This is a genomic window from Dyadobacter sp. 22481 (genome assembly GCF_052044875.1).
In the GTDB taxonomy this organism is placed as follows: Bacteria; Bacteroidota; Bacteroidia; order Cytophagales; family Spirosomataceae; genus Dyadobacter; species Dyadobacter endophyticus.
The window spans coordinates 2310117-2337043 of sequence record NZ_JBQENV010000001.1 but is presented as its reverse complement, the minus strand read 5'-3'; the positions used below and the strand labels follow the sequence as shown (position 1 = coordinate 2337043).

25 protein-coding genes are annotated in these 26927 nt (G+C 50.6%); 16 read left to right on the top strand and 9 right to left on the bottom strand.

Annotation, left to right across the window (positions count from 1 at the left end; translation table 11 throughout):
* Window positions 1-5: 5 nt before the first annotated feature.
* From ACTJJJ_RS09120 to ACTJJJ_RS09105, 4 genes are all read left to right on the top strand, one after another.
* Window positions 6-704 carry a response regulator transcription factor gene (locus ACTJJJ_RS09120; RefSeq protein ID WP_188932091.1) on the top strand — a complete coding sequence of 233 codons (699 nt, stop codon included), beginning with the start codon at window positions 6-8 and terminating at the stop codon, window positions 702-704.
* Window positions 688-2049 (top strand): HAMP domain-containing sensor histidine kinase, encoded by a 1362-nt coding sequence (locus tag ACTJJJ_RS09115; protein ID WP_188928379.1) that lies wholly within the window; start codon window positions 688-690, stop codon window positions 2047-2049. The genes ACTJJJ_RS09120 and ACTJJJ_RS09115 overlap by 17 nt, the downstream gene beginning before the upstream one ends.
* A gap of 153 nt (window positions 2050-2202) precedes the next feature.
* Window positions 2203-2655 (top strand): hypothetical protein, encoded by a 453-nt coding sequence (locus ACTJJJ_RS09110; RefSeq protein ID WP_188928381.1) that lies wholly within the window; start codon window positions 2203-2205, stop codon window positions 2653-2655.
* 50 nt (window positions 2656-2705) lie between these two features.
* Window positions 2706-3614, top strand: a complete 909-nt coding sequence (locus tag ACTJJJ_RS09105; RefSeq protein WP_188928383.1) for a bestrophin family protein — start codon at window positions 2706-2708, stop codon at window positions 3612-3614.
* Window positions 3615-3772: 158 nt separating this feature from the next.
* On the opposite strand, the gene ACTJJJ_RS09100 is transcribed toward ACTJJJ_RS09105, so the two are convergent.
* The gene (locus ACTJJJ_RS09100) at window positions 3773-4660 is read right to left on the bottom strand and encodes a hypothetical protein (RefSeq protein WP_229221238.1); all 888 of its coding nucleotides are present in this window, start codon (window positions 4658-4660) and stop codon (window positions 3773-3775) included.
* Between the two features lie 181 nt (window positions 4661-4841).
* Here ACTJJJ_RS09100 and ACTJJJ_RS09095 point away from each other — a divergent pair, with 181 nt between their 5' ends.
* Window positions 4842-8687: a PVC-type heme-binding CxxCH protein gene (locus ACTJJJ_RS09095; protein ID WP_426294019.1), complete on the top strand. Its 3846-nt coding sequence runs from the start codon at window positions 4842-4844 to the stop codon at window positions 8685-8687.
* 107 nt (window positions 8688-8794) lie between these two features.
* Here ACTJJJ_RS09095 and ACTJJJ_RS09090 read toward each other — a convergent pair whose 3' ends face one another.
* The 3 genes from ACTJJJ_RS09090 to ACTJJJ_RS09080 form a co-directional block, all read right to left on the bottom strand.
* On the bottom strand, window positions 8795-9022 hold the full coding sequence (locus ACTJJJ_RS09090) for a hypothetical protein (protein WP_188928385.1): 228 nt from the start codon (window positions 9020-9022) through the stop codon (window positions 8795-8797).
* A gap of 161 nt (window positions 9023-9183) precedes the next feature.
* Complete coding sequence (locus ACTJJJ_RS09085) at window positions 9184-9768, bottom strand: YdeI/OmpD-associated family protein (protein WP_426294021.1); 585 nt, start codon at window positions 9766-9768, stop codon at window positions 9184-9186.
* Window positions 9758-10165 (bottom strand): VOC family protein, encoded by a 408-nt coding sequence (locus tag ACTJJJ_RS09080; protein ID WP_188928387.1) that lies wholly within the window; start codon window positions 10163-10165, stop codon window positions 9758-9760. Before ACTJJJ_RS09080 ends, ACTJJJ_RS09085 begins: the two co-directional genes overlap by 11 nt.
* A gap of 234 nt (window positions 10166-10399) precedes the next feature.
* On the opposite strand from ACTJJJ_RS09080, the gene ACTJJJ_RS09075 reads away from it, so the two are divergent.
* The 5 genes from ACTJJJ_RS09075 to ACTJJJ_RS09055 all read left to right on the top strand — a co-directional run bounded on the left by ACTJJJ_RS09075 (window position 10400) and on the right by ACTJJJ_RS09055 (window position 16354).
* On the top strand, window positions 10400-11524 hold the full coding sequence (locus ACTJJJ_RS09075) for a redoxin domain-containing protein (protein WP_188928389.1): 1125 nt from the start codon (window positions 10400-10402) through the stop codon (window positions 11522-11524).
* Window positions 11525-11552: 28 nt separating this feature from the next.
* Complete coding sequence (locus tag ACTJJJ_RS09070; protein ID WP_188928391.1) at window positions 11553-12560, top strand: sugar phosphate isomerase/epimerase family protein; 1008 nt, start codon at window positions 11553-11555, stop codon at window positions 12558-12560.
* 140 nt (window positions 12561-12700) lie between these two features.
* Window positions 12701-13063, top strand: coding sequence for a BlaI/MecI/CopY family transcriptional regulator (locus ACTJJJ_RS09065; RefSeq protein ID WP_188928393.1), 363 nt, complete (start codon window positions 12701-12703; stop codon window positions 13061-13063).
* Window positions 13064-13093: 30 nt separating this feature from the next.
* Window positions 13094-15121, top strand: a complete 2028-nt coding sequence (locus ACTJJJ_RS09060) for a M56 family metallopeptidase (protein ID WP_188928395.1) — start codon at window positions 13094-13096, stop codon at window positions 15119-15121.
* Between the two features lie 81 nt (window positions 15122-15202).
* On the top strand, window positions 15203-16354 hold the full coding sequence (locus ACTJJJ_RS09055) for a glycoside hydrolase family 5 protein (RefSeq protein ID WP_188928397.1): 1152 nt from the start codon (window positions 15203-15205) through the stop codon (window positions 16352-16354).
* A 1-nt stretch (window position 16355) separates the two neighbouring features.
* On the opposite strand, the gene ACTJJJ_RS09050 is transcribed toward ACTJJJ_RS09055, so the two are convergent.
* Window positions 16356-16853, bottom strand: a complete 498-nt coding sequence (locus ACTJJJ_RS09050) for a VOC family protein (protein ID WP_188928399.1) — start codon at window positions 16851-16853, stop codon at window positions 16356-16358.
* Between the two features lie 107 nt (window positions 16854-16960).
* Between ACTJJJ_RS09050 and ACTJJJ_RS09045 the strand changes: the two genes are divergently transcribed.
* On the top strand, window positions 16961-17878 hold the full coding sequence (locus ACTJJJ_RS09045; protein WP_188928401.1) for a sugar phosphate isomerase/epimerase family protein: 918 nt from the start codon (window positions 16961-16963) through the stop codon (window positions 17876-17878).
* Window positions 17879-17911: 33 nt separating this feature from the next.
* Here the strand turns inward: ACTJJJ_RS09045 and ACTJJJ_RS09040 are convergent, their stop codons facing one another.
* Together ACTJJJ_RS09040 and ACTJJJ_RS09035 are read right to left on the bottom strand one after the other, a co-directional pair.
* Window positions 17912-18430, bottom strand: a complete 519-nt coding sequence (locus ACTJJJ_RS09040; protein WP_188928403.1) for a hypothetical protein — start codon at window positions 18428-18430, stop codon at window positions 17912-17914.
* A 33-nt stretch (window positions 18431-18463) separates the two neighbouring features.
* The gene (locus ACTJJJ_RS09035) at window positions 18464-19465 is read right to left on the bottom strand and encodes a phosphotransferase (protein ID WP_188928408.1); all 1002 of its coding nucleotides are present in this window, start codon (window positions 19463-19465) and stop codon (window positions 18464-18466) included.
* On the opposite strand from ACTJJJ_RS09035, the gene ACTJJJ_RS09030 reads away from it, so the two are divergent.
* Window positions 19464-19829 carry a GNAT family N-acetyltransferase gene (locus tag ACTJJJ_RS09030; protein WP_440701701.1) on the top strand — a complete coding sequence of 122 codons (366 nt, stop codon included), beginning with the start codon at window positions 19464-19466 and terminating at the stop codon, window positions 19827-19829. The genes ACTJJJ_RS09035 and ACTJJJ_RS09030 overlap by 2 nt on opposite strands.
* Before the next feature lie 10 nt (window positions 19830-19839).
* Here ACTJJJ_RS09030 and ACTJJJ_RS09025 read toward each other — a convergent pair whose 3' ends face one another.
* The gene (locus ACTJJJ_RS09025; RefSeq protein ID WP_188928410.1) at window positions 19840-22242 is read right to left on the bottom strand and encodes a PAS domain-containing sensor histidine kinase; all 2403 of its coding nucleotides are present in this window, start codon (window positions 22240-22242) and stop codon (window positions 19840-19842) included.
* Window positions 22243-22422: 180 nt separating this feature from the next.
* Here ACTJJJ_RS09025 and ACTJJJ_RS09020 point away from each other — a divergent pair, with 180 nt between their 5' ends.
* Entirely contained in the window at window positions 22423-23061 is a 639-nt protein-coding gene (locus ACTJJJ_RS09020) for a 3-keto-disaccharide hydrolase (RefSeq protein ID WP_426294027.1), read from the top strand.
* A 61-nt stretch (window positions 23062-23122) separates the two neighbouring features.
* Here ACTJJJ_RS09020 and ACTJJJ_RS09015 read toward each other — a convergent pair whose 3' ends face one another.
* Complete coding sequence (locus ACTJJJ_RS09015) at window positions 23123-23605, bottom strand: DinB family protein (protein ID WP_188928415.1); 483 nt, start codon at window positions 23603-23605, stop codon at window positions 23123-23125.
* Window positions 23606-23734: 129 nt separating this feature from the next.
* On the opposite strand from ACTJJJ_RS09015, the gene ACTJJJ_RS09010 reads away from it, so the two are divergent.
* From ACTJJJ_RS09010 to ACTJJJ_RS09000, 3 genes are all read left to right on the top strand, one after another.
* Complete coding sequence (locus ACTJJJ_RS09010) at window positions 23735-25114, top strand: Gfo/Idh/MocA family protein (RefSeq protein WP_426294030.1); 1380 nt, start codon at window positions 23735-23737, stop codon at window positions 25112-25114.
* 76 nt (window positions 25115-25190) lie between these two features.
* Entirely contained in the window at window positions 25191-26051 is an 861-nt protein-coding gene (locus ACTJJJ_RS09005; protein WP_426294032.1) for an alpha/beta hydrolase, read from the top strand.
* A gap of 5 nt (window positions 26052-26056) precedes the next feature.
* Complete coding sequence (locus ACTJJJ_RS09000) at window positions 26057-26842, top strand: SDR family NAD(P)-dependent oxidoreductase (RefSeq protein WP_188928421.1); 786 nt, start codon at window positions 26057-26059, stop codon at window positions 26840-26842.
* Window positions 26843-26927 lie beyond the last annotated feature (85 nt).

The window sequence follows — 26927 nt, the reverse complement described above, 5'->3', positions numbered from 1 at the left end:
TACCCATGAAGCTCTTGCTCATTGAAGATGAGCCGAACGTAATATCACTGATTCAGCGCAGCCTTACAGCCAATGGCCATGAAATTACGGTTGCTATGGACGGCCAATCGGGCCTGCAAATGGTTTTGCAACATGAATTTGACGTGATTATCCTCGATCTGATGATCCCTATCATTAATGGCATGGAGGTTTGCCGAAGAGCCCGGCAAGCGCAGGTTACGACGCCGATCCTGATGCTCACCGCGCTCGGAACGACCGAAAACATCGTGTCGGGTCTGGATGCGGGTGCCGACGATTATATGACCAAGCCATTCAAACTGGCAGAACTGGAAGCACGGCTTCGGTCGCTGATCCGCCGGGGCAAGGAGCCCGAAAAGGAGAAAAACGATAAAGTACTGACGCTGGGCGACCTCATACTCGACAAGGTAACGAAGACCGTTAAACGCGGAGGGCAGCCAATCGAGCTGACAGCTACTGAATTCCGCCTTTTAGAATACCTGCTTTCCAACACCAACCGCGTGTTAAACAGAATGGAAATCCTTGAAAATGTATGGGATATTAATTTTAATCTGGGCACAAACGTGGTGGACGTCTACATCAATTACCTCCGTAAGAAGATCGATAAAAATCATGATATCAAGCTGATACACACTGTTTTCGGGATGGGGTACGTGATCCGTCAGTCGTATGAAGATACAAAGTAAGATTGCCCTGATTTTCACTGCATTGTGTGCGGGTATTATCCTGGCATTGAGTGTATTCGTGTACTTTTTTGCGTCGGAGAGCATATCTGTGAGTTTTTTTCACCGCCTTGAAGTGCGTTCGGATATTGTCGGGCACGCGGCTTTGCAGAAGAATAAGTCGCTCACATCTATTTATTACGACATTAAAGAGCGTCACCTCGGGAGCCTTCCCCACGAGAAACACCGCATCCTACCCGACCCACCCGATGAAGCCACCAGAAAACGGCTTTCGTTGCCTTCGTCATTCTATGAAACAGCCCGGAACAATATCCCGGTAAGGTTTTTCAATCATGATACCTCGTACGTGGTACTCCGCATTGCGCGTGACAACCAGAAAGTGATGGTCGTGTCGTCGGCACTGGACACGTATGGAATGCAGGAAATGGGTAATCTGAAAAACCTGTTGCTCGTAGGATTTTTCATCGCGATGGTTTTTGTATTCACATTTGGGAAATTGTTTTCCAACGAGATCTTCAAGCCGATTCGTCGCATTATCCGTAATGTGAAGGGGATCAACGCGCATAATCTGCACCAGCGGTTGGTGGTTGAGCCTACGGACGACGATGTGGAGGCACTTTCAAGGACTTTCAATGATATGCTGGACAGGCTGGAAGTGACTTTTGAAATGCAGAATAATTTCGTCAGCAATGCTTCCCACGAGTTTAGAACCCCCCTGACGATCGTAAGCGGCGAAGCAGAGCTGGGGATGTCTATGCAAGGCTTGCCGGCTGGGGCGCGCGATTCATTTATGAACATTTATAAGGAAGTCGAAAAACTCGAACACCTGACCAACAGTATGCTCAGCCTGGCGCAGACTGGGTTTGACGGTAAAAAAGAGCAATGGGAGGAGGTCCGCATCGATGAGCTGATCCTTTCGGTGAAAGAGGCTGCCGACCGCATTATCCCCGATAACCAGGTGGCTATTGATTTTGATAACCTGCCCGAAGACGAATGCAAGCTCACCGTAAATGGGAACCTTGCACTGCTGAAAGCCGCCTTTTCCAATATTGTGCTCAATAGTTGTAAGTATTCAGACAACAAGCCAGTGAAAGTCAAGATCAGCGCCGACAACAAATATGTGATTGTCGAGATCACCGACCAGGGCATCGGCATCCCAGACCGTGAGATAGGGCAGATATTCGTGCCGTTTTTCAGGGCTTCCAACACGGCCAGATATAAAGGTTACGGCATTGGTTTGCCACTGACTCACAATATCATACGCATGCACCAGGGGAAGGCCGACGTACAGAGCCGTGTGGGTGAGGGAACGCGCTTCACAACCTATCTGCCTTTCAAGTATTTTTAGAAGCTCTTACCTCATTTTAATATTCTTATTTCATTCTAATAAGTCTCTCACAACATTATAATGCAGCTCTTAAACAGGGCTAATGTCTCGGCTGTAACATTGCATTGTCAATTGATTATCAACGCTTTGTTAACTTAAAAAGACGGCATTTATATGAAGACAGTGGTGATACCTACCGACTTTACAAATGAAGGCATCCAGATTGCCGAAGGTATTGTGAGAGACATTCGCGATGAGGTACGCGTGATTTTTACACACCTTTTCCACGTGGCGGACGACATACAGGATTTGCTCTTTTCGACCTACCGCGAGAAGGAATATGAGCTTATTCCGGAAGAATTCTGGCAGGAATGTCAGATGCTGAAAGAAACCTATCTTGAAATATCCAGCATCAAGATCGACTTCTTCTATGGTAACAAGCTGGCGCTTCTGAAAAATTTCCTGGAATACTATGAAACCGATTTCATCGCCTACTCCGAACAATACGGCATTCCCAAACTGACCAGGAGCAGTCTGGACGCCCTGCCGGTGCTGAAAAAGACAGGTTACACGATGATCAACGCCGATATGGTCCGTGCATCGTCGCTGGCGGATAGCTACCGGTAAGGCACTTTGATTAACGATGAGATTGTGAAAAAGGTAAATATCAGTGAACTATGCTTCTCAAAAAGAATATCCCGATCCGCTATATTTTTGGCAAAATCAAATATGAAATCCTGTTCGTGACGATCTATGGTATCGCTATTGAGGTCATCTATCAGAATTTTCATATTACCAATATTTCAATCCCGATGACAGTGCACAGCGTGCTGGGGACGATCATTTCGCTGCTTCTCGCGTTTCGCTCCAACCAGGCTTACGACCGCTGGTGGGAAGCCCGGATCGTCTGGGGCGCTATTGTGAATGACTCCCGCACCTTTGCGCGTCAGATTCTCTCATTGATGGAGGATCCACTCGATCCGGGACGCATTGATGGCTTTAAGAAACGGATGATCAAGCGGCAAATCGCATGGTGTTACGGGTTGGGTAAAGGCCTTCGCAGGGACGATCCGATGCCAATGATCAGCAAGTTTGTTTCCGAGGAAGAACTGGAATATCTGAAAGACTATGATAACAAACACGTTGGCCTGATCCAGTTACATGCCCGTGATCTGAACAATGCGCTGAAACAAGGCTGGTTAAACCCTTATCAGCAAGTGGAGCTTGATCAAACTCTAACCCGCCTTTGCGACCATATGGGTAAGTCGGAGCGGATTAAGAACACGGTTTTTCCGTCGACTTACAGCCTTTACATTCATTTAGCATTACATTTCTTCATCCTGTTGCTGCCATTTGGGCTTGTTCAGCTTTTTGGTTTCCTGATGGTGCCAGTGCTCGTGGTGATTACAGCATGTTTCTTCCTGATCGAAAAAATGGCGATCCATTTGCAGGACCCGTTCGAAAACAAGCCGACCGACACGCCGGTGCTGTCGATCTCGCGGAATATCGAGCGTGATTTAAAGCAGATGATGCGGGATCAGCATGTGCCACAGGCTTTTCAGCCCGAGAAGTTTTATATTTTGTAAACGCTGGTGCGAAGCTCGGGCTTCGCACCCATTATTCGCAGGCCTCCGGCCGGCCGGTACCGCAGGATAATCGCTATCCCGGTATCGACCGGCCGGAGGCCTGCGAGTCGTATACATGAAGCAGGAGCTTCGCGCCAGCGGCGCTTTTTGCACCGCTGCTATTTTCGCTTCATGCCGTTGTGAATATCAACCAGAATATGGTGATCATCCCGCACCCAGTTGCCGGTTTTGTATTGCTTATGCTTCGCGGTGAAGAGGTAGTCCTCAAACATGTGGTAGGCCTTGTGTGCTTCCGCAGTAGAGTAGAAGGAACTCAGCCAGGTTACCGGTATTTTTTCTTTCTTGACAACTCCAACACCCACATTGTAAAGCTTCACGATTCCCTGCGAAAATTCCATGGAGATATAATCCTGCTCCCTGACCTGCGCACTGCTGAGGATCGATGCGGTATGTGCCAGATAGTTGAGCAACCTGGCACGGATTTGGGCCTCACTTTCCGATCGCGCGGGCTTGACACGCCACCAGTTGTTTTTTCCAAAATAGGGATCATCCTGAAAACGCAACAGTTTGTGACCATACTCGATCAGTGAAACGCTTTCATTCGGCGAAAACTCGAAATTGATCAGCCGCATTCCATTGTCGGCATAGGAGAAAAACACGCCGATTTCTTCGGTTTTCCGGTTTGAGGTGAGGAAAATGGTATGGGCCGAAGTATCGAAATCCCATTTGCCTGTTGCGTATTCACCCTCTGTTCCTACTCTGGTGAAAGTACTGTCGGGAAAGAATGAGATCAGCATATTATGCTTGCCGCCTGGCTCATATTGCCTCACCGGTCGGCCGTCGGGCTCAACGACTCCGGGGTTGGTCGTGCTCACGCCGGAGATTCGCCACGTGCCCAGCATATTCACGGGCTTTGGTTTTATGCGGTCTTCCCTGACCTCGCGTGGTTGGCGCGCGGTGCGCTTGGAGCCGGTGCGGTAAATGATCCCGTGATGCTGCATCATGGTGATCATCACGAAGAGGATGAAGAGTTTTAAGAAAGTCATGGCGCGGCTATTGATGGAGGTAGCAATAGCCTAAAGTTAGCTATTTTCTTTCAATCAAAAAGAAGTAAACAGATAGGAACATGAAATTTTGAGTAATTCACGGACACTTTTTACTTATCTCCGCATATCGGGATGGTCATACTGCATCCGCATTTAATCCTAAAACCAAGGACTTCTGCCCATGAACTTGCTCAGGTTGCTACCGCTGCTATTTGTTTTTGTCTTGTTTGGATTGGAAGATGATTTGAAACAGCCTGAATCTGAATATGCAGCGCTCCATTCTGCTGATACGCCCTTACGCGCCGTCCAGGATGCCCAAGGCGAAACCATCAGTATTTTTAGAGGTAACGAAGTCAAGCCGATTTTGACGCAAAATGCCAAACCGGATTTTCGTCCCTATTTGCACCCGATCGTCGCCCCGGATGGCAAAGGCGTGCTTACCGAGTACAGCCCGGGCCATCACAAGCACCAGACAGGCATTTATTGGGGTTATACCCGCGTCAATGGCCGCGACTACTTTCACCACCCGAGTGACGGCTACTGGAAAAAAGTGTCCGCCAGCGTGATTGAAGCGAAAGGCAAGGAAGTAAAATGGCAGACCGTCTACGACCTGCTCGATTCAACGGGTAAAGCGGTATTAACCGAAACACAAAATTGGTCGATGCGCGTGAAAGACGGTAAATATCTCCTGGATCTGGAATGGAGCGGGGAGGCGAGAACGGACGTAACCATCGGCAAGTATGATTACGGCGGCCTTTTTGTACGTATGCCTTGGAAAGAAGGCATTAAAGGTGATGTCGTGAATGCTGCGCGCCAAAAGAATGAAAAGGCAGAAGGGCAGGCTGCTATGTGGGTAGATATTGGTATGCAGGTAGCAGACCGAGATGACCTTGCGCATATTGCCATTCTCGATCACCCATCCAACAAAGGTTACCCGCAAACCTGGCGCGTGGATGGTCAGCTGGGCGCCGGACCTGCGCGTGCACGCAAGGGAGACTGGCACATCAAAAAGGGAGAAACCGAGACCATTAAGCATGAACTGGTTGTTTACACAGGCGACTTTAAGGATGTTGAGTTAAATAAAACATTTGGGGAGTTCATTGGGAACACCGGCCAGTATAATACTACGGCGCTGTGGGCATTGGCGCAGAAGGAGGGTAGGGAGGCCAAGTTCCTGAGTGCGCAGGAGGCTGTTGCTGCCATGACAGTTAAGGATGGATATCAGGTAAATGCATTTGCATCCGAGCCCATGATGACCCAGCCAATGGCATTCTGCTGGGACGACCGGGGCCGGATGTGGATCGCCGAGAACAAGGACTATGAATCACGTGGAAAAGGCTTTTCCAACGCTGGTACCAGCCGCATTCTGATCCTCGAAGATACCGATCATGACGGTGTGGCCGATAGCAAGAAGGTATTTATGGAAGGCATTGCATTTCCGGCTGCGCTGGCGGTTGGTTTTGGCGGGGTGTTCGTTGGGGCACCGCCTAATTTGCTTTTTGTGCCTGATAAAAATGGCGACGACAAGGCCGATGTAGACGATATCGAAGTCCGCCTTACCGGCTGGGGCATCCGTGACCGGCATGAGACACTTAACAGCTTCCATTGGGGGCCGGACGGTTGGCTTTACGGCTTGCAGGGCTTTGCTACGCCTTCCAAAGTCGGAAAACCGGTTGGGAAAGGTAAGCTGTACAGGCATAACGACGCATTTCCTGAGAATGTCGAGGTAGAAGACGGCGTCGATATTAATGGTGGAGTGTGGCGATACCATCCTACGAAGCGCAAATTTGAAGTAGTCGCACATGGTTTTAGTAATCCCTGGGGTATTGATTACGACGCTAAAGGCCAGCTATTTATCACTGCGTGCGTGATCCCGCATTTGTGGCACGTGGTACCGGGCGGTATTTACCACCGGCAGGGCGGGCAGCATTTCAATCCGTATGTGTATAACGACATCAAAACCATTGCCGATCACAGCCACCGCTCGGCGCATGGAGGCGCACGCATTTATCTTTCGGACGCGTTCCCTGTCTCTGAGCGCGGCAAAATTTTCATGGCCAACATTCATGAGCACGGCATTCTATCCGACCAGCTAATACCGAAGGGCTCAGGCTTCTCTGGTAAGCACGGCGACGATTTTCTGATGGCCAACAACGCCCAATGGGTTGGGTTCAGTATGGAAATAGGGCCGGAGGGAGGCATGTACATACTCGACTGGCACGATGCCGACATCTGCGGCTCGGACGTATTGAACGCCGAGACCGGCAGGATTTTCAGGGTAATGCCCAAAAACTCCCTGGCTGAAAACTGGAAAGGCCGCTACGAGGATCTGAACAAACTCCCTGACGCAGACCTCGCTGCATTGCAAACCAGCAAGAGCGAGTGGCATGCCCGCCGCGCCCGGGTGATTTTGCAAAGTCGGGCTTCCACGGGTAAAATATCGCCAGTTGCGGTGCAAAAACTGAACGCATTATATCAGTCCAAAGACAATTCCGACAACCGCCTCCGCGCCATGTGGGCGCTTAAAGTGACCGATAATCTTGATGATACGATATTGAAGCTGGCCTTATCTGACCAGGACGCTCACGTACGCGCCTGGGCGATCCAGTTCCTGTGCGAAGATGCGCAGCCCGCCGCGGACGTAATCAATCAATTTGCAAAAATGGCGGTCAATGACCCTTCGCCCGTCGTACGTTTGTACCTGGCCTCGGCCCTGCAACGCCTCGACGCCAGTGCAACATGGAATATTTCAAAGGGCTTGCTCACACACGCGGAGGACGCACAGGACCATAATCTGCCCAAAATGGCCTGGTTCGGCATTGAGCCTTTGGTGAAAGATAATCCTTCCAAAGCGTTGGAACTGGCCGCGGGGAGTAAAATACCAATGGTAACCCAGTTCATCGCGAGAAGATTGGTGGATGCAGATCAAATCAATACGCTGATAGCAACCCTTGGCAAATCGACAGCCAATCGCGTTGATATTCTCACAGGCATGCGCGACGGCCTCGAAGGTCGTACCGACATCAAAACACCCGAAAATTGGAATGTCGTTTACGCCAAACTCAAACAAGCCGATAAGCCCACTGTCCAGCTTGCCGCCGATCTGGGCCGCCACTTCGGCGACACCGAATCCGCGAAAACTGCCTTAGCGACATTAAAAAACAAATCTGCGGCATTGGCAGAGCGTAAAAAGGCCCTGCAATCCCTCGCCGCCCGCCAGCGGCCTGAACTTGCAACAGAACTCCCCGCATTGCTGAACGACAATGCATTGCGCCTCGACGCGATTCGTGCCGTAGCCGGTTACGACAGCGAGCCATTGGCAAAGCAGCTCATCGATGCCTATCCGAAATTCAGCGCCACGGAAAAATCCGAAGCCGTGCAAACGCTGGCATCCCGTCCGAAATCGGGCTGGTTACTTACGCAGGCTATTTCGAAGAATGTAATTCCTAAAAAAGATGTCCCGACATACGTCGCCCGTCAGCTTCGCCGGGTCGTTGGCAGCGGCTTTGTGGAAGTGTGGGGGCCGATCGACCACGTCGCATTCGATGAAAAAACTTATAGAAAATACCGTACACTACTCACGGACAAGGCCGTTGCCGACGCCAGTAAAACCCAGGGCCGACTCGTTTTCCAGCGCACATGCGCCCCATGTCACAAACTCTACGGTGAAGGTGGGATCATTGGCCCCGAACTCACCGGCTCCAACCGTGCCAACCTCGACTACCTTCTTGGCAACATCCTCGACCCCAGCGGCGAAATTCAGGACGACTACAAGATGGTCGTCATCACCACCCGCGACGGGCGTACCTATGTAGGTAATGTTACCAAGGAAACTGACAGGCAAGTGACGTTGCGGATTGTAGGGCAGGATGCAGTTTCGATTAACAAATCGGACATTCAAACGCGCGAAGTAACGCCGTCGTCGATGATGCCGACAGGCTTGCTGGAAAATCTCTCAGAGAAGGAGGTGACGGAGCTTATTGCGTATTTGCGGACTACGGCACAGGTGCCGTTGACGAAGAAGTAACTTATGGCGCGAAGCTCCGGCTTCGTGCCGGCTATTCGCACGCCTCCGGCCGGAACGAAGACGGAAATTCTCGGATCGGACGGAGGCCGATACATGAGGCAGGGAATTTACTCCTCGTCCTCAACCCCCTCAAAATAATTCAAAACTGTCATCAGCGGCAGCGTTGTCTTATCCGCGGCGTTTGACATTTGTATCACCGCCCGGTCAATTGAATTAGGGTCGAATCCTGAAAAATACCCTTCAATAACCTCCCCGGGCCGTATCTGGTAGGAAATAGCCTTGTTAACATATTTCGAGGCGCGTTTTTGCAGGCCGGTGAGTTGCGGGGCAGACATGGTTGGTATCGGGTTGTTTAGTCAGAGAATGCGGGCATTCTTGCTAACAAAGGTATCGACGCCGTGAAAAGTTTCCGCAAAAGGGCGAACTTTCAAAGATCAGAAACCATCGCGTGCCGCCGCGAACCCTCTGAGCCAGGTCTTAGGATGTATGCATGCGCTCAGCGCGGGTGGTTGGCGCGTTCGTTGCGTGATGCCATTTCTACGGATTGGGTAATGCGTCTCTGACGCGTTTCCGGCCTTTTGGCATTCAAAATCCATTCCAGGATCAGCCGTTTAGACGAAGGCGCGAATTTACCGAAGTTTTCAAATGCAGCAGGATTGGCATCAAATGCCTTTTGCAAATCGTCGGGCACCACGGCATTGCCTGCCGTTTCAAGCGAATCCCAGGCGCCCGTTTCCCTCGCAAGGTCAATCATTGCCTGGCCTTGGGGCCGCATGAGACCCGCTGCTATCATCCGTGCGGCGCGCTCCTTATTAACGGTGCTCCATTTGCTTTTGGGATTGCGCTTCGTGAAAGTGAGGTAAAAACTCTCCTCGTCCCGCTTGATGGCCTTGCTGTCGATCCAGCCATAGCATAAAGCGTGCTCGATTGATTCCTTGTATCCGATGCTCGGTGTGGGGCTATCCTTATGGTAAATAATGAGAAAAACGGCGTCCTTCTTCGTGCCGTTTTTTGCCAGCCACGCGCGCCATTCCTTATTGCTCGGTGCTGGGATGGCCTCGATGCCGTTTTTAGTTTCCATTGATGATCGACAGATAATGCTTATTGTACATCACACCCAAAATATTACCGAAAGGATCCACCACTGAGGCTGTCACAAATCCCTCACCCCGCGTTATGACCGGCTGATAACCCGTAGCGCCAAGATCCAGCAACCTTTTGTAAGCTCCTTCCACATCGTCGACATGCCAGTAAATGATCGCGCCTGCTGGGGTGCCGGTAGCCCCGGGAGGCGCCCATTTGGCGTCGATAATGCCCATTTCATGCTCGTAGTCGCCTACGCGGAATTCAATGTAACCCGGTTTTTCGAAATAGGGAGGTATTTCAAATACTTCGGAGTACCATTTCTTGGCGGCATCCAGGTCGGTGGCATAAAAATTGACGGTTGCGAATCCTCTCAGTGATGTTGCCGTGGCCATATTTGTGAAGGTTTTTGGTTTGAAGTTGATACAAAGCTAGATGCAAGTTGTGACAACCTTATGTCAGGAGGTTTTGAGGTGTTGAAAAAAGCTTGCCAGTTTATCCTCTTCTCTTTTCTCCATCCTCCTTACTCCCTTAATAGTGAGCCCAAATTTCAATAGTACAAAAAAAGTATTTTATTGCAATGTGCCTGCTTTTGGTTTAAATTCATAACTCAACCAAAAACCAGGACTATGCGCGCATTTGGTAAATTGATATTTGTTATTGTCTTCTGTGCCAACGTAATCGGGTCGTTGGCTGCCGATCAGCCGGAGACTTTGAAAATTGGAGCGCAGGCGCCTGACTTTAATTTGCTGGGCGTAGACGGCAAGCGGTATTCTTTAAAGAGCTTTGCTAATGCCGACATCCTCGCGATTGTCTTCACCTGCAACCATTGCCCCACGGCCCAGGCCTATGAGGAGCGCATCAAAAAACTGACCTCAGACTATAAGGCGAAAAAGGTCGCGGTTGTCGCTATTTCATCCAATGATCCCAAAGCGATTCTGCTTGACGAATTGGGTTATACCGACATGAGCGACACTTATGATGAAATGAAGATTCGAGCAAAAGATATGGCTTACAATTTCCCATATCTGTACGATGGTGATGATCAAAAGATCGCTCTGGCTTACGGACCGGTGGCTACACCACACATTTTTATTTTTGATAAAGCGAGGAAGCTGCAATACAACGGCCGCATCGACGACGTAGAAAAGCCGACGGGTACGCCGAAAAACCTGGACGCGAAAAATGCCATTGAAGCATTGCTGGCTGGAAACCCGGTGCCGGCACCTGCCACTAAAACCTTCGGCTGCTCGATGAAGTGGGCGGCGAAAGAGGATAATGTGAAAAAAGAACAAACTGCCTGGGCAAAGGAGCCGGTGACATTGGAAACGATCGATGAGGCGGGTTTGAAAGAACTGATCCAGAATAAAACCGACAAATTGCGGCTCATTAATGTGTGGGCGACTTGGTGCGGGCCGTGTGTGACGGAGTTTCCCGATTTTATGGTGATGCACCACATGTACCGTCGCCGTGATTTTGAATTTATTTCGATCAGTGCGGATAACCCCGACAAGAAGGACAAGGCGCTGAAATTCCTGCAAGGCAAGTTTGCTTCCAACAAAAACTATATTTTCAATATCGAGGACAAATACAAGCTCATTGAAGCGGTAGATTCGAAATGGCAGGGCGCTTTACCCTATACCATACTTGTGGAACCGGGCGGCAAAATCGTCTATTCGCAGCAAGGGCCGATCGACCCCGCGAAAATGAAGAAGCTCATCGTAGAGAACAAGTATATCGGACGGTACTACTAACCCATATTCAAACAACTAACCTGACATTATGGAAGACCTGGACATTTCAAGACGCCGATTTATGGGCGCATCGGCCCTTGCGGCGGCGGGTTTTGTGATGGCGCATACACCTATTTTCGGCGCGCCGGCTTATATCAAAAGGCTCGGCAAACCCAATTCGCTTTTCAATGGGGTGCAGGTGGGGGCCATTACCTATTCGTGGCGGAGCCTGCCCGGTAGCGCGGAGGATATTTTGAAATACTGTATTGAAACCAATATCAGCGCAATCGAACTTATGGGACCCACAGGCGAATCGTTCGCCGGTGCACCCGAAGCGCCGCCGCGCCCGAACCTGGCACCAGGCCCGGATGGCAAGCGCCCGGAAATGACGGACGAGCAAAAGGCCGTTCAGAAAGAGTATGCAACTAAAATGGCCGAATGGCGCGCGAAAGTGTCGATGGACAAATTTGTACAGCTTCGTAAAATGTACAACGATGCTGGTGTGAGCATTTACGGTTTCAAACCAAATGCATTGAATGCGAACAGCACCGACGCCGAAGTGGATTATGCATTCCGCGCGGCCAAAGCCCTGGGCGCTAACCAGGCAAATGTGGAGCTGCCCAACGATCCGGCACAGACGAAGCGCCTTGGCGAGATTGCCGCTAAAAACAAAGTCTATTGCGGCTACCATGGCCACACGCAACAGACGCCTACCTGGTGGGATACTGCATTAAGTCAGTCGAAATACAATGCGATGAACTTCGATATGGGCCATTATGTAGCGGCCGGCTTTGATCCGTTCCCGTTACTTGAAGCGAAACATGATCATATTGTAAGTATGCACGTGAAGGACCGCAAGAACAAGGAGCACGGGGGGGCCAACGTGGTATGGGGCCAGGGCGATACGCCGATAGTTGCGGTACTCGAAATGATGCGCGCGAAAAAATATAAGTTCCCGGCCACAATAGAGCTCGAATATGAGATTCCGGCGGGCTCGGACGCCTTGAAGGAAACCGCAAAATGTGTGGAGTTTGCCCGGAAAGCGTTGGGCGCATAGTATTTATAAGTCAAATAAAACGGGTCGTGTAGCGCTGTGCTTCACGACCCGTTTTATTTTTAAATCAAGGAAAATTTTACATAAATATTTTTTCGTACGAAATTTTTCCTACCTTTGAAGAGTTGATTGAAAAACTACCGATGGAACCTACAAAATCAGAACTGGAAATACTGCAAGTGCTATGGGAACATGGCCCGTCGACGGTGCGGTTTGTGAATGACAAGCTCAATGAAGAGAAGCGCGCAGTGCAATACTCATCGACGCTGAAACTGATGCAAATCATGGCCGAAAAAGGCATTGTGATTCGCGATGAGCGCAGTATGAAGCATATTTACAGCCCTGCCGAGCCGGAGGACAAAACGAAATCGGCATTGCTGGAACGTTTCGTGGATTCGATGTACAAAGGTTCGGCATCGAGCCTGGTGATGCAGCTTTTCGGCAATAAGAATACCTCCGCCGAGGAGCTTAGCGAGATCAGGGATTTTCTTAAAAAACTGGATTAGTAATTATCAAACTGCTCATATCCGTTAGCCATGAATTGGAATATCATCGATCAGCCCACAGCCCATGAATGGGTCCGCGCACTTTGCCTCACATTGATGCACTCGCTCTGGCAGGGTCTTGTTGCCGCTATCGTGGCCGGCGGCATTCTGCTTTGCACCCGCAAGAGCAAGCCTGCACTCAGGTACAATATGCTTGCATCGGTAATGTTGCTTTTTGTCGTGGGGACGGTGCTGACATTCAATTTGATGATGCGGGATATAGGTGCTGGGTCGGCAGTTGTTCTTTCCAGAGATTGGGTGATGCACGCTGCTTTCCAAAACACAGAGAACGCCGCTATCGCCGCTGCGGAAAGTGATTGGATGATGCAGATAATGGCATTTTTCAGCGAACATGCTCAGCTGATCGTAGCTGTTTGGTTCGTCATTTTTGCGGTAAAATCCCTATTGGCGGCCAGCGGGTTACTATACCTGCGAAGGGTCGCGCAGCAGGTTTCGACACCGGAAATGAAATGGATTGTCCGCTTTTACGAGCTCGCGGAACGGATGCGGATCGGACAGGAAGTCGAATTACGCGAATCGGTGCAGGTGGCTGTGCCGATGGTGATCGGTTTTTTGAAACCGGTCGTACTAGTACCGCTCGGGATGCTGGCCAATCTTCCCGCAGCGCAGGTGGAGGCCATTTTATTGCACGAACTGGCTCATATCCGCCGGCGCGATTACCTAATTAACCTTGTGCAGATATTCTGTGAAAATGTCTTCTTCTTTAACCCGGCGGTCTGGTGGATCTGCAAACTGATCCGCGAAGAACGTGAGCATTGCTGCGATGACCTGGCTATCAGTGTCATGCAGAGTAAGACCTCATTCATTCACGCCCTCGTCTCTTTTCAGGAGTTCAACTTGTCGCGGCCGGCATTTGAAGTGGCTTTTTCCAAAAAGCGTAACCATCTGCTCGACAGAATCAAACGCATTGTCAATAACAATAATAAACCACTTGATGCCATGGAAAAACTATTTGTAACATTCAGCCTGGCGGCGGCAATCGCACTTTCAGCAGCCACAGCGCCGGAAACGGCTGTTAAACATGTGAAAATTCCCGCTATGAGGGAATACCGCCCTGAAGCCGCCGTTTCTTTGCCGGAAAAAAGCGGAAACTTGTCCTTACGGGAACAACGCCATCTCGTAATCCCGATGCCGGATACACTTCCGAAAAAGAAACTGCGATCGGGCGAAACGGAGATACATTCTGCCAACCTGTACTCGGCACGGCAGGGAATCAGTACGTATAATGTCACACGTAACAACAAGCAATACGAAATTGTCAAGCGTAACGGGAAGATCATCTCGCTCTTTGTGGACGATCAGGAGATTGCCGAGGGCGATTATGCGAAATACCAGCCTGAAATCGACAAGATCATGGAGGAGGTGAGAGCCCAGCACGAACTGGCCGAGAAGCATCGTGAAGAAGCAGAGCGAATGCGCAAAATCGCTGACGAGCAACGTGAACAGGCTGACATAATAAGGCAGGATGCGGAGAAACAGCGGGAGCACGCCGGCCAGATGCGGCTGGAAGCAGAAAAGCAGCGCGAATATGCCAGTCAAATGCGGCTTAACAGCAATTCAAATCGTGATGAGGCAGCCAAGATGCGGGTGGAGGCAGAAAAAATACGTGAAGCCGCCGAGGGGATACGCAAACAGGCCGAGGTAATGCGCCTGGATGCGGAAAAGCAGCGTGAGCATGCCGGCCAGCAGCGGGCACAGGCCGAAGTACAACGTAAACAGGCTGAGGAAATGCGTAAGTTAGCCGAAAAGCAGCGGGAAGTTTACATGAAAAAACAGGCCGCGGTCATTGATGATCTGGCCAGCGCAGGATTGGTGAAAGATAAGGATAACCTGTCATTCAAACTTGGGGATGACGAACTGATCGTCGACGGTGTGAAACAATCCGCCGAGCTGCACCAAAAGTTGAAAGCCAAATACCTGCATGGCGAAGCAGGCGAGAAATCCGAAATGTATTACAACTATAACGGCAGAACGGGTTATTCGACCAAAGCCCGCTAGACTTGCCATCGGGCATCCATCAGTAAAACTACGGTCCGTCTGCGTTTTGTAGGAAGTTACCACGAATAACTTTCGAACGGCATGTATCGCAGGACATTCATTAAAAATACATCCATAGCAGTAGCCGGGGCCGCATTAGCTCCCGGTTTTGCTGTTCCACCGGCAACGGCCCCGGGTCAGGTCGCCCAGAACAAACTACCTAAATGGAAGGGTTTCAATCTTCTTGATTTCTTTTCGCCCGACCCTGCTAAGGGCCGTAAAGCCACCACGGAGGAGCAGTTCAAATGGATGGTCAACTGGGGCTTCGATTTCGTGCGTATTCCTATCGCTTACCCCGCTTACCTGAAATTCGACCGAAGCCGGAACATCACCCCGGAAGAGGTTTATCAGATTGACGAGCAGGCCGTTGACCGTATCGATCAGCTGGTGGCAGCTGCCCATAAGCATAACATCCACGTAAGCCTGAACCTGCACCGTGCGCCGGGTTACTGCGTCAATGCGGGTTTCAACGAGCCCTACAATCTCTGGACCGACCAGAAAGCGCTAGACGCATTTTGTTTTCACTGGAATATGTGGGCCAAAAGATATAAGAACTCTTCGTCGAGGCGCATCAGCTTCGATTTGCTTAACGAGCCGAGCATGCGCGCCGATATGAACGACCAGCATTCGAGACGGTCGTCAGTTCCCGGTGGTGTTTACCGCAAAATGGCCATTGCCGCTTCGGAAGCGATCAGAAGGGAAAACGCCGGGCATTTGATCATAGCCGATGGCAACGACGTAGGCACCTCCGTGATCCCCGAGCTGGCCGACCTGGACATCGCGCAAAGCTGCCGCGGTTACCATCCGGGTATTATCTCGCATTATAAGGCCCCGTGGGCCATGAAAGACCCCGATAATGCCCCTGAACCGAAATGGCCGGGGCAAGTGGGCGACCAGTACCTGAGCCGGGCAATGCTCGAAAAGTTCTACAAACCCTGGATCGAACTGGTCGGAAAAGGAGTAGGTGTACATTGTGGTGAATGCGGCTGCTGGAACAAGACGCCCCACGACGTTTTCCTGGCCTGGTTCAACGACGTGCTTGATATTCTTTCGTCCAACGGCATCGGCTTCTCGCTATGGGAATTCGCCGGAGACTTCGGCGTGCTCGATTCCCGCCGCGAGGATGTCGTTTATGAAGATTGGCACGGGCACAAGCTGGATAGGAAGTTGCTGACGTTGTTGATGAAGTATTGACCTACTTATTCAACTCTGCCAATAACCCGGGTAAATTCAAACTCCTGGTATACATCTCGATAGAGCCGTCGGGCAAGTATTCCCATTGATCCTTTGGGCGGTCCCAGTAGAGCTCGACGCCGTTGCCGTCGGGATCGTTAAGATATAGTGCTTCGGAAACACCGTGATCACTGGCGCCGGTCAGCGGGTAATTGGCCTTTACAAGACGGTTTAATGCAACCGCCAAATCCTTTCGGGTGGGGTAGAGGATGGCCGTGTGAAACAAGCCGACACCGTGGGGGGATGCGGGAGGTGCGCCTTTGCTATACCAGGTGTTTAGGCCAATATGGTGGTGGTAGCCGCCGGCGGAGATAAAGACGGCCTGGGTGCCGTAGCGAGTCGTGATTTCAAAGCCTAGCAGACCACAATAGAAATCGATGGCGCGGTCCAGGTCGGCTACTTTGAGGTGTACGTGACCTATCTTTGTCTGGGCTGGTATGATATAGTTATCTGTTTCCATGGGAGGTGTAATCGATTTGGTATAACAATCAATTTACATGGATTTGCGGTAAAAAATTCCGGAAAGCGGCTTTACAGTTAAATCAGTTAACCATTCAGAACACATTAATGAACCGCCGAGAAGCATTATCCTCGATCGCTGCCGTAAGTGCAGCAGGCATAGTTCCCGCCGAAGCTGCCAAAGCCAAAGTTCAGCCATTTATTTATTCCCTCAACATGAGCACTTTGCGCGGTCAAAAGCTGGGCTTTCGCAAGGAGCTGGAAGTAGCGGCAAAGGCTGGTTACGGCTCGGTGGAAATCTGGATCAGCACTTTGCAGGATTATCTCAAAGGCGGTGGTACCTTGCAGGAAGCCAAGCGCATTATCGGCGACCTCGGATTGAAAGTTGAAGATGCGATCGGTTTTGCAACCTGGATCGTCGACGATGAAACGGCTCGTGCCAAAGCATTGGACCAGTTGAAAGGTGAAATGGAGCAACTGGCAGCCATCGGCTGCCCGCGCGTTGCCGCACCGCCCATGGGCGCCACCACGGGTGCATCACTGGATCTGGCGCGCGTAGCCGAGCGCTACCGGGCTATTCTTGAATTGGGAGATAAAACCGGCGTGGTACCACATCTGGAACTCTGGGGTTTTTCCAAAAACCTCAGCCGGGTAGGAGAGATATTGTATGTCGCCGTCGAATCGGGCCATCCGTCGGCACGCTTGCTGATGGATGTCTACCATTTGCATAAAGGCGGCTCGGGGATGGAGGCCATCCGGGATGTGGGCAAGCCATTGATCGAGATTTTCCATGTGAACGATTATCCTAAAACCCCTCCGCGCGAGTCGATCACAGATGCGGACCGCGTGTACGTGGGCGATGGTATTGCCCCATGGAAAAACGTAATACAAAGTCTTAAAAACCCTGATAAGCCTATCATTCTGTCGTTTGAAGTGTTCAACAAGGACTACTGGGCGCAGGATGCATTGGAGGTAGCAAAAACGAGCCTCACCAAGATGAAGAAGATTGTCGAGGCAGCAGTCTAGCACATCATGGGCCGGTAGTAATACCGGCTCTTTTTATATTTTATCCAAAAACGTCAGTACGCTCAATACTAGCCCGGCAATAGTGGCCATGGCTGAAACGATGATCGCAAAAATCATCAGAAACCCTTTCGAGCCGGTCTTTTTCATGATAACCAGACCATCCCCCTTTTTGATTTCCGGAAGTTGCCCGATCGTTAACCGGTAAGTGCCCTGCGCATCAATATTGAATTCTGCAACCGGCACAATGCGGCTACCGGTCATATCTTTTCGTGAACCGAGGTGGTTGGTCACATTGGTTACATCAAAATGCCTTCCGTCTGACAGGGAAATCAACTTATACAGGACTTGGGTAGGTATGATGCCCAGGAGCGCCGGGCGGCGATAGGCGATCTCATATTCTCCGGGTTCGGTAAGCTGGAATTCGGGAAGCGGTTTGTCCAGCGGCAACATGATTTTTTTACCTCCGTAAATTTCAATGATCCTGCCAACACTGCGGATAAGGAACCATAGCCCGGCAATAAACAGTAACGGGAAAAGGATTTTCAGCATCATAACCATTGCTTATAATGCACTGAAAGTAAGCAATTATGAAGTCAACTTCTGATCAAGCTTGTGATAATCAAAGTATTTTTTGAGTAAAAGGTTAATGAACCTTTTCAGGTATATTTCATTCAAAAACACATTTGACCAATTGTCATACCGCCGCGACTGAATGCCCAGGTAAAAGAAATACAGGCAAATTCCCAGCATCGGGATAAGCCGTTTTTCTTCCGCACTTACGGGCGAAATCGATTCGTAGCCTTGCAAAAACCGGGCGGTTTTGCCCTCGCGTTCATCGTCGTCCTTTTCTGTGGAATATATTTGCAGCATATAATAGGCCATATCCATACAAAGCCAACCATTCCCGCAAAAGTCGAAATCAAAGAAAGTAATGTCGCCCTCGGGTGTGATGTTCATGTTGTCGAACCAGAGGTCCAGGTGGACAGCGCCTTTTCGCAGTTGGCTTTGATCCGAGTTTTGAAGCTCGGCCATGAGATATTCCTGCACTGTTTTCATGTATTGCATTTCCTCGGTCTCGGCTGGCAGGAATTTGCCCAGCTCCGCAAGCGAGTCTACCAAAAGCTCTTTTTCCGTATAGGTAACGCGTTGCAATGCGAAGTCTTTTGTCAGCAAATGCATTTCGGCCATTAGCTTCCCGGCACGGTAATGCGTCTCTGCGTCGAAATTGAGCACTTTGGTTCCCTCGGCAAAAGTGAATAGTACACCAAAACGTTCGCCTTCGGGCGCAGCGAATGAGTGTATCAATGTATTTTCCAGGTCAGGAATTGCATATGAAACCGAAATACCATTTCCCCGCAGGTGCTCCAACAGGCGCAGTTCTTCCGAAATTTCGGCCGGAGTGCGCCATTGGAAGCTGTAAATTCGAAAAATATAGCGTTTGGTGGGTGTGCTGATCAGGTAGGTATCGCTGATTCCCGTTTTCAATATCCGGCATTCAACCTGTTGGCCAGGTAAATAATGTTTTTGAACAAAACGACCCAGGTGAAAAGGGGAGAGGTTGGAATTGGTGACAGGAAAGACGTTCATGGCGCACAGCGATTGGGGCCGCAAAATTATGGATATATTTGCCCCCGACGTAACGCACTTTAAACAAAAATTTATGGCTGAGATCAAATTCAACTTGGATAACCGTCGTCGTGGGGCTTTTTATGTCGAAGAAGACGGAAAACAGGTAGGCGAAATGGTGATTGGGTTGAGTGAAACCGTATTGACAGTGTATCATACCGAAGTCGATCCGGCCATGGAAGGTCGCGGTCTGGCGCGGAAAATGCTCGACGCGATGGTCGCCTATGCGCGCGAACACGGCTTGCAGGTGCTACCGCTATGCGAATATGTGCACGGACAATTCCGCCGCCACCCGGAAGAATTTTCAGATATCTGGCAAAAGTAGCCCTGCCGCATTAGCGCGGTACCGGCAGGTATACGATGAATGTGGCTCCTTTTCCGGGTTGACTCCGTGCGGTAATATAACCTTGGTGGTTCTGAACTACTTTTTTGCACAAAGCCAGTCCAATGCCCGAGCCCGAGAATTCACTGCGCCCGTGTAGTCGTTGGAACATCTGGAAAATGCGGTCGAGGTAAATTTCATCGAAACCAATGCCGTTATCGCTCACTTCCAGCCGAATGTATTTGTGATCCGGTAGCAACTTTGGCAATGTTTCCTTTTCGGCTCCGTCCAAAGTCCGATATGAGAGTCTGATAACCGATTCCTGATCTGGCAGCCGGTATTTAACCGCATTACTAATCAGGTTTTGCACCAGCTGCGTAAGCTGTGAACGATTTCCCCAGACAACGGGCAGGCCCTCGACAATAATATCGGTCTTCTGCTCCTGAATTGATATTTCAAGATCCGCTAGCACCGAATCGACAACATCATCCAGTGCAACTTTTTCAAATTCGCCTTCGCGCGTGGTAAGCCGGGAATAGGCCAGTAGATCGTCGATCATTGCCGACATTCTTTTGGAGGCATCCTGGATGCGGTTGAGCATGTACTTGCCATTTTCGTCGAGCTTGTCTGAATAGGTCAAAAGCAGGCGCGAGCCAAACGACTGGATCTTTCGCAGCGGTTCCTGCATGTCGTGGCTGGCGGCGTAAGCAAATTGTTGCAGGTTATTGTTAGAATTCATCAGTTCGATATTGGCCTGATGCAGCTCGTCGGTGCGCTGCCCTACACGCCGCTCCAACTCGGCGGCAAGTTGCCGGTACCGTTCTTCACTTTGTTCGAGCTCCTGGCGTGAGATGACCTGCTCGGTCACGTCGACGGCCATATCCAGGATCGCGTATACCTCGCCCTTTGCGTTTTTCAGGGGTTTGTAGGTGTAGTCGTAGTAAAATGTTTGTAGCTGGCCGTCCACCACCAGGTCAGCCCTTGCGCCTTGCTCGGAATGTGCTTCGCCGGTTTTGTAAATACGGTCCAGGATGCTGAGGAACGGCTGGCCTTCCAGCTCCGGTAACGCTTCGCGAAGCGGTTTGCCTATGATCGACCTTCCTTTACCCCAGAATTTCAGCATAGCCTCGTTGGGAATATCGATCACCATCTCTTCCCCGACAAATAACGCGGTAGCGACTGGTGCCTGTTCGATCAATGTCCGCAAATGTTCTTCATTTACTTTCAGCCGCTGTTCCGACTCGATACGGTCGGTAATGTCCATCACAATTCCCGACAGCGAAACTGCCTTGCCCAAGCTGTCGTACAAATAGCGCCCTAATACGCGCACCCAGTGCACGGAAGTGTCGTTCCAGATAAACCGTGCCTCGTAGCGCAGCTCTCCGTTGTCCTCCGCCTCGGCATAAGCCTGGTTTCGGATGTGTATGTCGTCGGGATGAAGGCTTGCCAGGAGAATGTTCCTGGTCATGTTGGCCGACTCGCTGCCAGTAATAATCCGTGCCATCGTCGGAGAGTATATTATCTCGTTGTTAGCCAGCGTCACCATGAAAGATCCCGCTCCCGACCCTTCGATCGTCATAGCGGCTTGTTGGTCAGCCCAGGCGATTTTCTCCTGGCTGGTAATCTCTGAGGTAATCTCGCGGGAAATTCCTGAAAAGCGGATAGGTTTCCCCGATGGGTTGAAGTACGCCTGGCCAGTGCAATGTAGCCAGCGAAGTTTCCGGTCGCTGGCGCCAATAACCCGGTAACGAATATCGTATGGCACCCTCAGCGACGGGTCTAGCGTGCGCCCGACAGCTTCCATTACCCTGGTGCGGTCATCGGGGTGGACGAACTGTATCAGGCGTTCGTAATGCATGTCTGTATCGGCCGGATAACCGTAGAGCTCCCGGCAGCGGTCGTTGAATAGCACCGTTTGATCAGCGGGATTCAGGTTCCAGGTGCCAAGTTGAGCCGCCTGGATCGCGAATGTCAGATTTTCCTCGCTTTCCTGCCGGGCTTTATCGGAGCGCAGTTGCTGGGAAATATCCATCATGGAACCTACCATTCGCACGGGCTTTCCTCCGCTCTGGATTGTGTAGCCACGGTCATGCACGTGGGCATACGAACCGTCGGCCCGCCTGAAACGGTAGAAATCGGACCAGTTGCTTTCCCCTTTTTCGATGAGTGCGTGCATCTTTTTTACCACCTGCTCCTGATCGTCAGGGTGAATGCGGTCGAACCAGGAATTGGGGCCGGCTTCAATATCTTCGGGGCGGTACCCGAAAATTTCCTGCATGCCCTCGTTCCACCAGACGGTGCCCCTTGCCAGATCCCAGTCCCAGATTACATCATGGGTAGCTTTTGCCACAAGTTTAAACCGCTCTATCGCCAGCAGCAGGTCATTTTTACGCTCATTAAGGGTAATATCGGTCATTGGTAAAACTTCCTCAGGTTTACGTTTGCGCCAATTATTGGCCGTCACACGTTGTGAAAATACAGATATTAAGCTAAATGCAATGGCGAGTTACTTATAGGGACCATTCAGTAAAAACCTCCCTTAAATCTCTTTAACCATCATAAGAAAAAAGTGTACTAGCATCAAACCTACCGTGCCATGAGGAAACTCCTGTTCTATTTTTCCTTCCCTGTTGCCGTGGCATTTGCCGGCTGCATTATGATCCAACCCCAAAAACCGGTGGCTCTTTTCGATGGGAAAACATTCCGTGGGTGGGAAGGAGATACCGTCAAAACCTGGAAAATTGAAAATGGCAGCATTGCCGGAGGCTCGCTGGAAGAGAACGTGCCGCATAACGAATTCCTGTGTACGCGGAAGCAGTATTCCAATTTCATATTGAAGGTTAAGTTTAAACTGACGGGTCACGAAGGCTTTATCAATACAGGTGTTCAGTTTCACAGTATTCGATTGCAAAACCCGGCCTATGAAATGACTGGCTACCAGGCCGACCTGGGTGATAAATACTGGGCAAGCCTTTACGACGAATCGAGGCGGAATAAGACCCTGATCGCACCCGATTCTGCGTTGATCGAGAAAATCGTGAAGCGAAATGACTGGAATAATTACGAAGTGCACAGCCGCAACGGCCACATTCAGCTGTTTTTGAACGGTACAAAAACGGTCGATTACACCGAGCCCGACAAATCTATCCCGCAAAAAGGGCTTATTGGCCTGCAAATCCACGGCGGCGGAAAGGCGAAGGTGTTTTACAAGGATATTATTATTGAAGAGCTTTAATAGCAGAGAAGTTGTATCAAAATGAGCTTAATCACATTTGATACAACCTCTTTGAAATGCCTTACTTCCAGATTCCCAGTAAACGCCGGGCTACGACAATCTCTGCAATGTGATAGGAATTGTGGTCGGCAATCAGCATGGCTTCTCGGACGATATTCTGCCCGCTACCCCACGGCAAAGGACTGAAAAGGTCCTTTTCTTCATCTTGTAACAGTCGAAAAAAACGTTGCTGATCGTCCCCGATCTCCTTTACACTGTTTTCCCATTGCTCGTCGCTTACATCGTCGGTCGGCTCCGGCCAGTATTCGTCGGGCCAGATGAGCGTTTTATAATCTCTCGATAGTGAAAAATCGACAATATCCTTCTGAGCGATCCGGATGTGTTCAACGAGTTGCCAGATGCTGTATGGCAGGTTGTCGGGTATCGTCGTCCGCAGGTGGGCGGGAATGCCGGCAAGGGCTTCTCCAAGCGTAACGTGCGCGTTTCCGCCCTTGATGAGGTCGGTCAATTCATTAATCAGTTTTTTTCGCTGGTCGGCGTGCATGGAACGTTAGTTAATTAGTAGGGTGGGGAATAAGGTAGCAAAATGTACATATTTTTGATTTACCGGCGCAACAAATCCTGAATTGTTTAAATTAGGGGATCATCTTCTTAAACCTTTGAAATTCTTCAAATGAAGCCTAACCGCCGTAGTTTTCTCAAAAATGTAACAGCAGCGTCTGCACTGTTAGCCACGGAAAGTATTGCCAAGCCATTTCACATTATTAAGGACCTCAAAAAGATCAGTCCTAATGACAAAATTCGTTTCGCGACGATCGGGATGGGTATCCAGGGGCACAGCGATACAAAAGCGGCGTTGCGCAGCTCTCAGGATGTCGAGTTCGTCGCCGCTGCCGACTTGTACGACGGCCGTCTTACCCGCGTGAAAGAGCTTTACGGAAAGGACATTTTCACGACCCGCGACTATCGCCAGATCCTTGAAAGGAAGGATATCGATGCGGTGCTTATCGTAACGCCCGATCATTGGCACGACCACATTACCAAAGCTGCATTGCAGGCGGGAAAGAATGTGTATTGCGAAAAGCCGATGGTACATCATATTAATGAAGGATTATCGGTGATTGACGCCTGGAAAAAGTCGGGTAAAACCATGCAGGTAGGCAGCCAGCGAATCAGCTCGGCGTCTTTTAAGGAAGCCAAGCGCCTTTTTCAGGCAGGGGAGATCGGAGAAATTAATTATGTAGAATCCAATAACGACCGTTTTAATGCCATCGGCGCATGGAACTACTCTATCCCAACCGATGCTTCGCCCAGCACTGTTGACTGGGATACCTATCTGGGCGACGCGCCCAAGCGAGCATTCGATGCGAAACGGTTTTTCCGGTGGAGAAACTACCAGGATTATGGTACAGGCGTGGGCGGTGATCTTTTTGTGCACCTTATCACCGGCGTGCATTTCGTGACCAATTCGCTGGGCCCCGAGCGCGTGATGTCATCGGGAGAGCTCAGCTATTGGAAAGATGGCCGCGATGTGCCCGACGTACTCGTGTCGATCCTGGATTATCCAAAAACCGATATTCACGCCAATTTCCAGATGGTACTCCGTGTGAATTTCGCCAATGCAGGCGCTATTGCCAACAATACCCGAATTATCGGAACAGAAGGGCAAATCGAATTCACGGAAAACAACCTTGTACTAACGAAAAAGAAATTACCGAAAGCGCCTGGTATGGGAGGGTACGATAGCTTCAATACCTTCTCGGAAGCGCAGCAGAAGGAATTTAAAAAGCAATATGATGCCCAATATCCCGAAGATACCCGGAAAGCAGAGCCGGTAAAGGAAGTGCGGTTCGAGGCTCCGAAAGAAGATGATGCACATGCCAACCATTTCAGGGACTTCTTCGAAAATGTGAAAAAGGGCAGCGTAGGTACCGTTGAAGATCCGGTGTTCGGCTTTCGCGCGGCGGCTCCGGTGCTGGCCTGTAATGAGAGTTATTTCAGCAAGAAGATCGTTCACTGGGACCCGGTGGCCATGAAGATGAAGAAGAAATAAAACCTTCATACAGAGCGGGAGATGCACAACGTCTCCCGCTTTTCTTGTTTCCAACCCTAATCCAACTGTTCCTGGTATGAAGATCATATCTACGATCGCGCTGGCCGCGTTGCTAGCCATTCCTGCGCTTGCCCAGACGGGTAAAGTGCTCGACAATCTGTCGGTGCCATCCAAGCTGCTCAAATCCGAAAGGAAATTTGCCGTATACCTGCCGCCCGACTACGCCACTTCCGAGCGGAGCTATCCCGTGATGTACCTGCTCCACGGCGCGGGCGATGATCACACCGGCTGGGTGCAGTTCGGAGAGGTGCTGCACATCGCCGACAAGGCCATTAATGAAGGCGACGCCACTCCGATGATTATCGTGATGCCCGATGCAAACACGGGCAGGAGAGGGTATTTCAATGATGTGAAGGGCGACTGGAACTACGAGGACTTCTTCTTCACCGAGCTGATGCCGTATGTCGAAAAGAAGTTCCGTATAAAAGGAGAAAAGCGGTTCAGGGCCATTGCCGGGTTGTCGATGGGCGGCGGGGGCAGTTTTATGTACGCGTTGCATCACCCCGAATTGTTTTCCTCGGCATGTCCGCTCAGCGCATCTACCGGCCCGATTACCCTGGACGATGCCAAGAAGAATCTGATCAGAAATAACCCCAGTATCGCCGATTCTACCGTAGAACGATACTACAACCGCCATAGTGCATTGGCATTGATCAACAACATTGCCGAGGACCAGAAGAAAGCTGTCCGCTGGTATATCGATTGCGGCGATGATGACTTCCTGTACGAAGGCAACAGTCTTGTTCATATCGCATTGCGAAAAAAAGAAGTGCCGCACGAGTTCCGTGTACGCGAGGGCGGGCACACGTGGACCTACTGGCGCGAATCGCTGCCGGAGGTGCTTGCGTTTGTTTCCAAAGCATTTCATCAGTACTGATCGCCATGGTGCAGGACGTTTTACCCGGTATCAAACAATTTGACCTCACCGGGAAGGTCGCCATTGTCACGGGAGGCTCCAAAGGGCTCGGGTTGGCCATGGCGGCCGGCCTGGCCTCTGCGGGATGTGATATTTTGCTGGTCAACAGAAGCGCAGTGGACGGCGAGCGTAGCGCTGCCGAACTGTGCATCTCTTTCGGTACGCGCGTGCTTTCCTATGCGGCCGACATTACCAGCGAAGAGCAGGTAAATGCGATGGTAGCATTTGCATTGGATAGTTTCGGCAAGATCGATATTCTCATCAACAGCGCTGGTATCAATATCCGCGGGCCTATCGACGAATTAACGTCTTCGGATTTCAAACATGTGATGGATGTGAATGTGACCGGTACCTGGCTGGCATGCCGGGCTGTTGCACCGCATATGAAAGCGCGGCACAAGGGCCGCATTATCAACCTGGCCAGCACGCTGGGCCTCGTCGGACTGGCGAACCGTACACCCTACACGGCAAGCAAGGGTGCCATTGTGCAAATGACCCGTGCGCTGGCGCTGGAACTTGCCCCATTCGACATCATGGTAAACGCTATATGCCCCGGCCCATTCCTGACCGAAATGAATATTCCGATTGCCGAAAGCGACGACGCCCGCGATATCATCCTTGGCGCCACGGCGCTGCGCCGCTGGGGGCATCTGCATGAAATTCAGGGTGCTGCCATATTTCTGGCCAGCGAGGCAGCCAGCTACATGGTCGGCTCGATCCTTGCGGTCGATGGCGGATGGACGGCACGTTAATCACTTTTTAATCTGTAAAATATAATTTTTAAAAGATCTATTCGTTGTCGATCCTACCGGTGCTGACGTAGCTGCAAAAATCAGG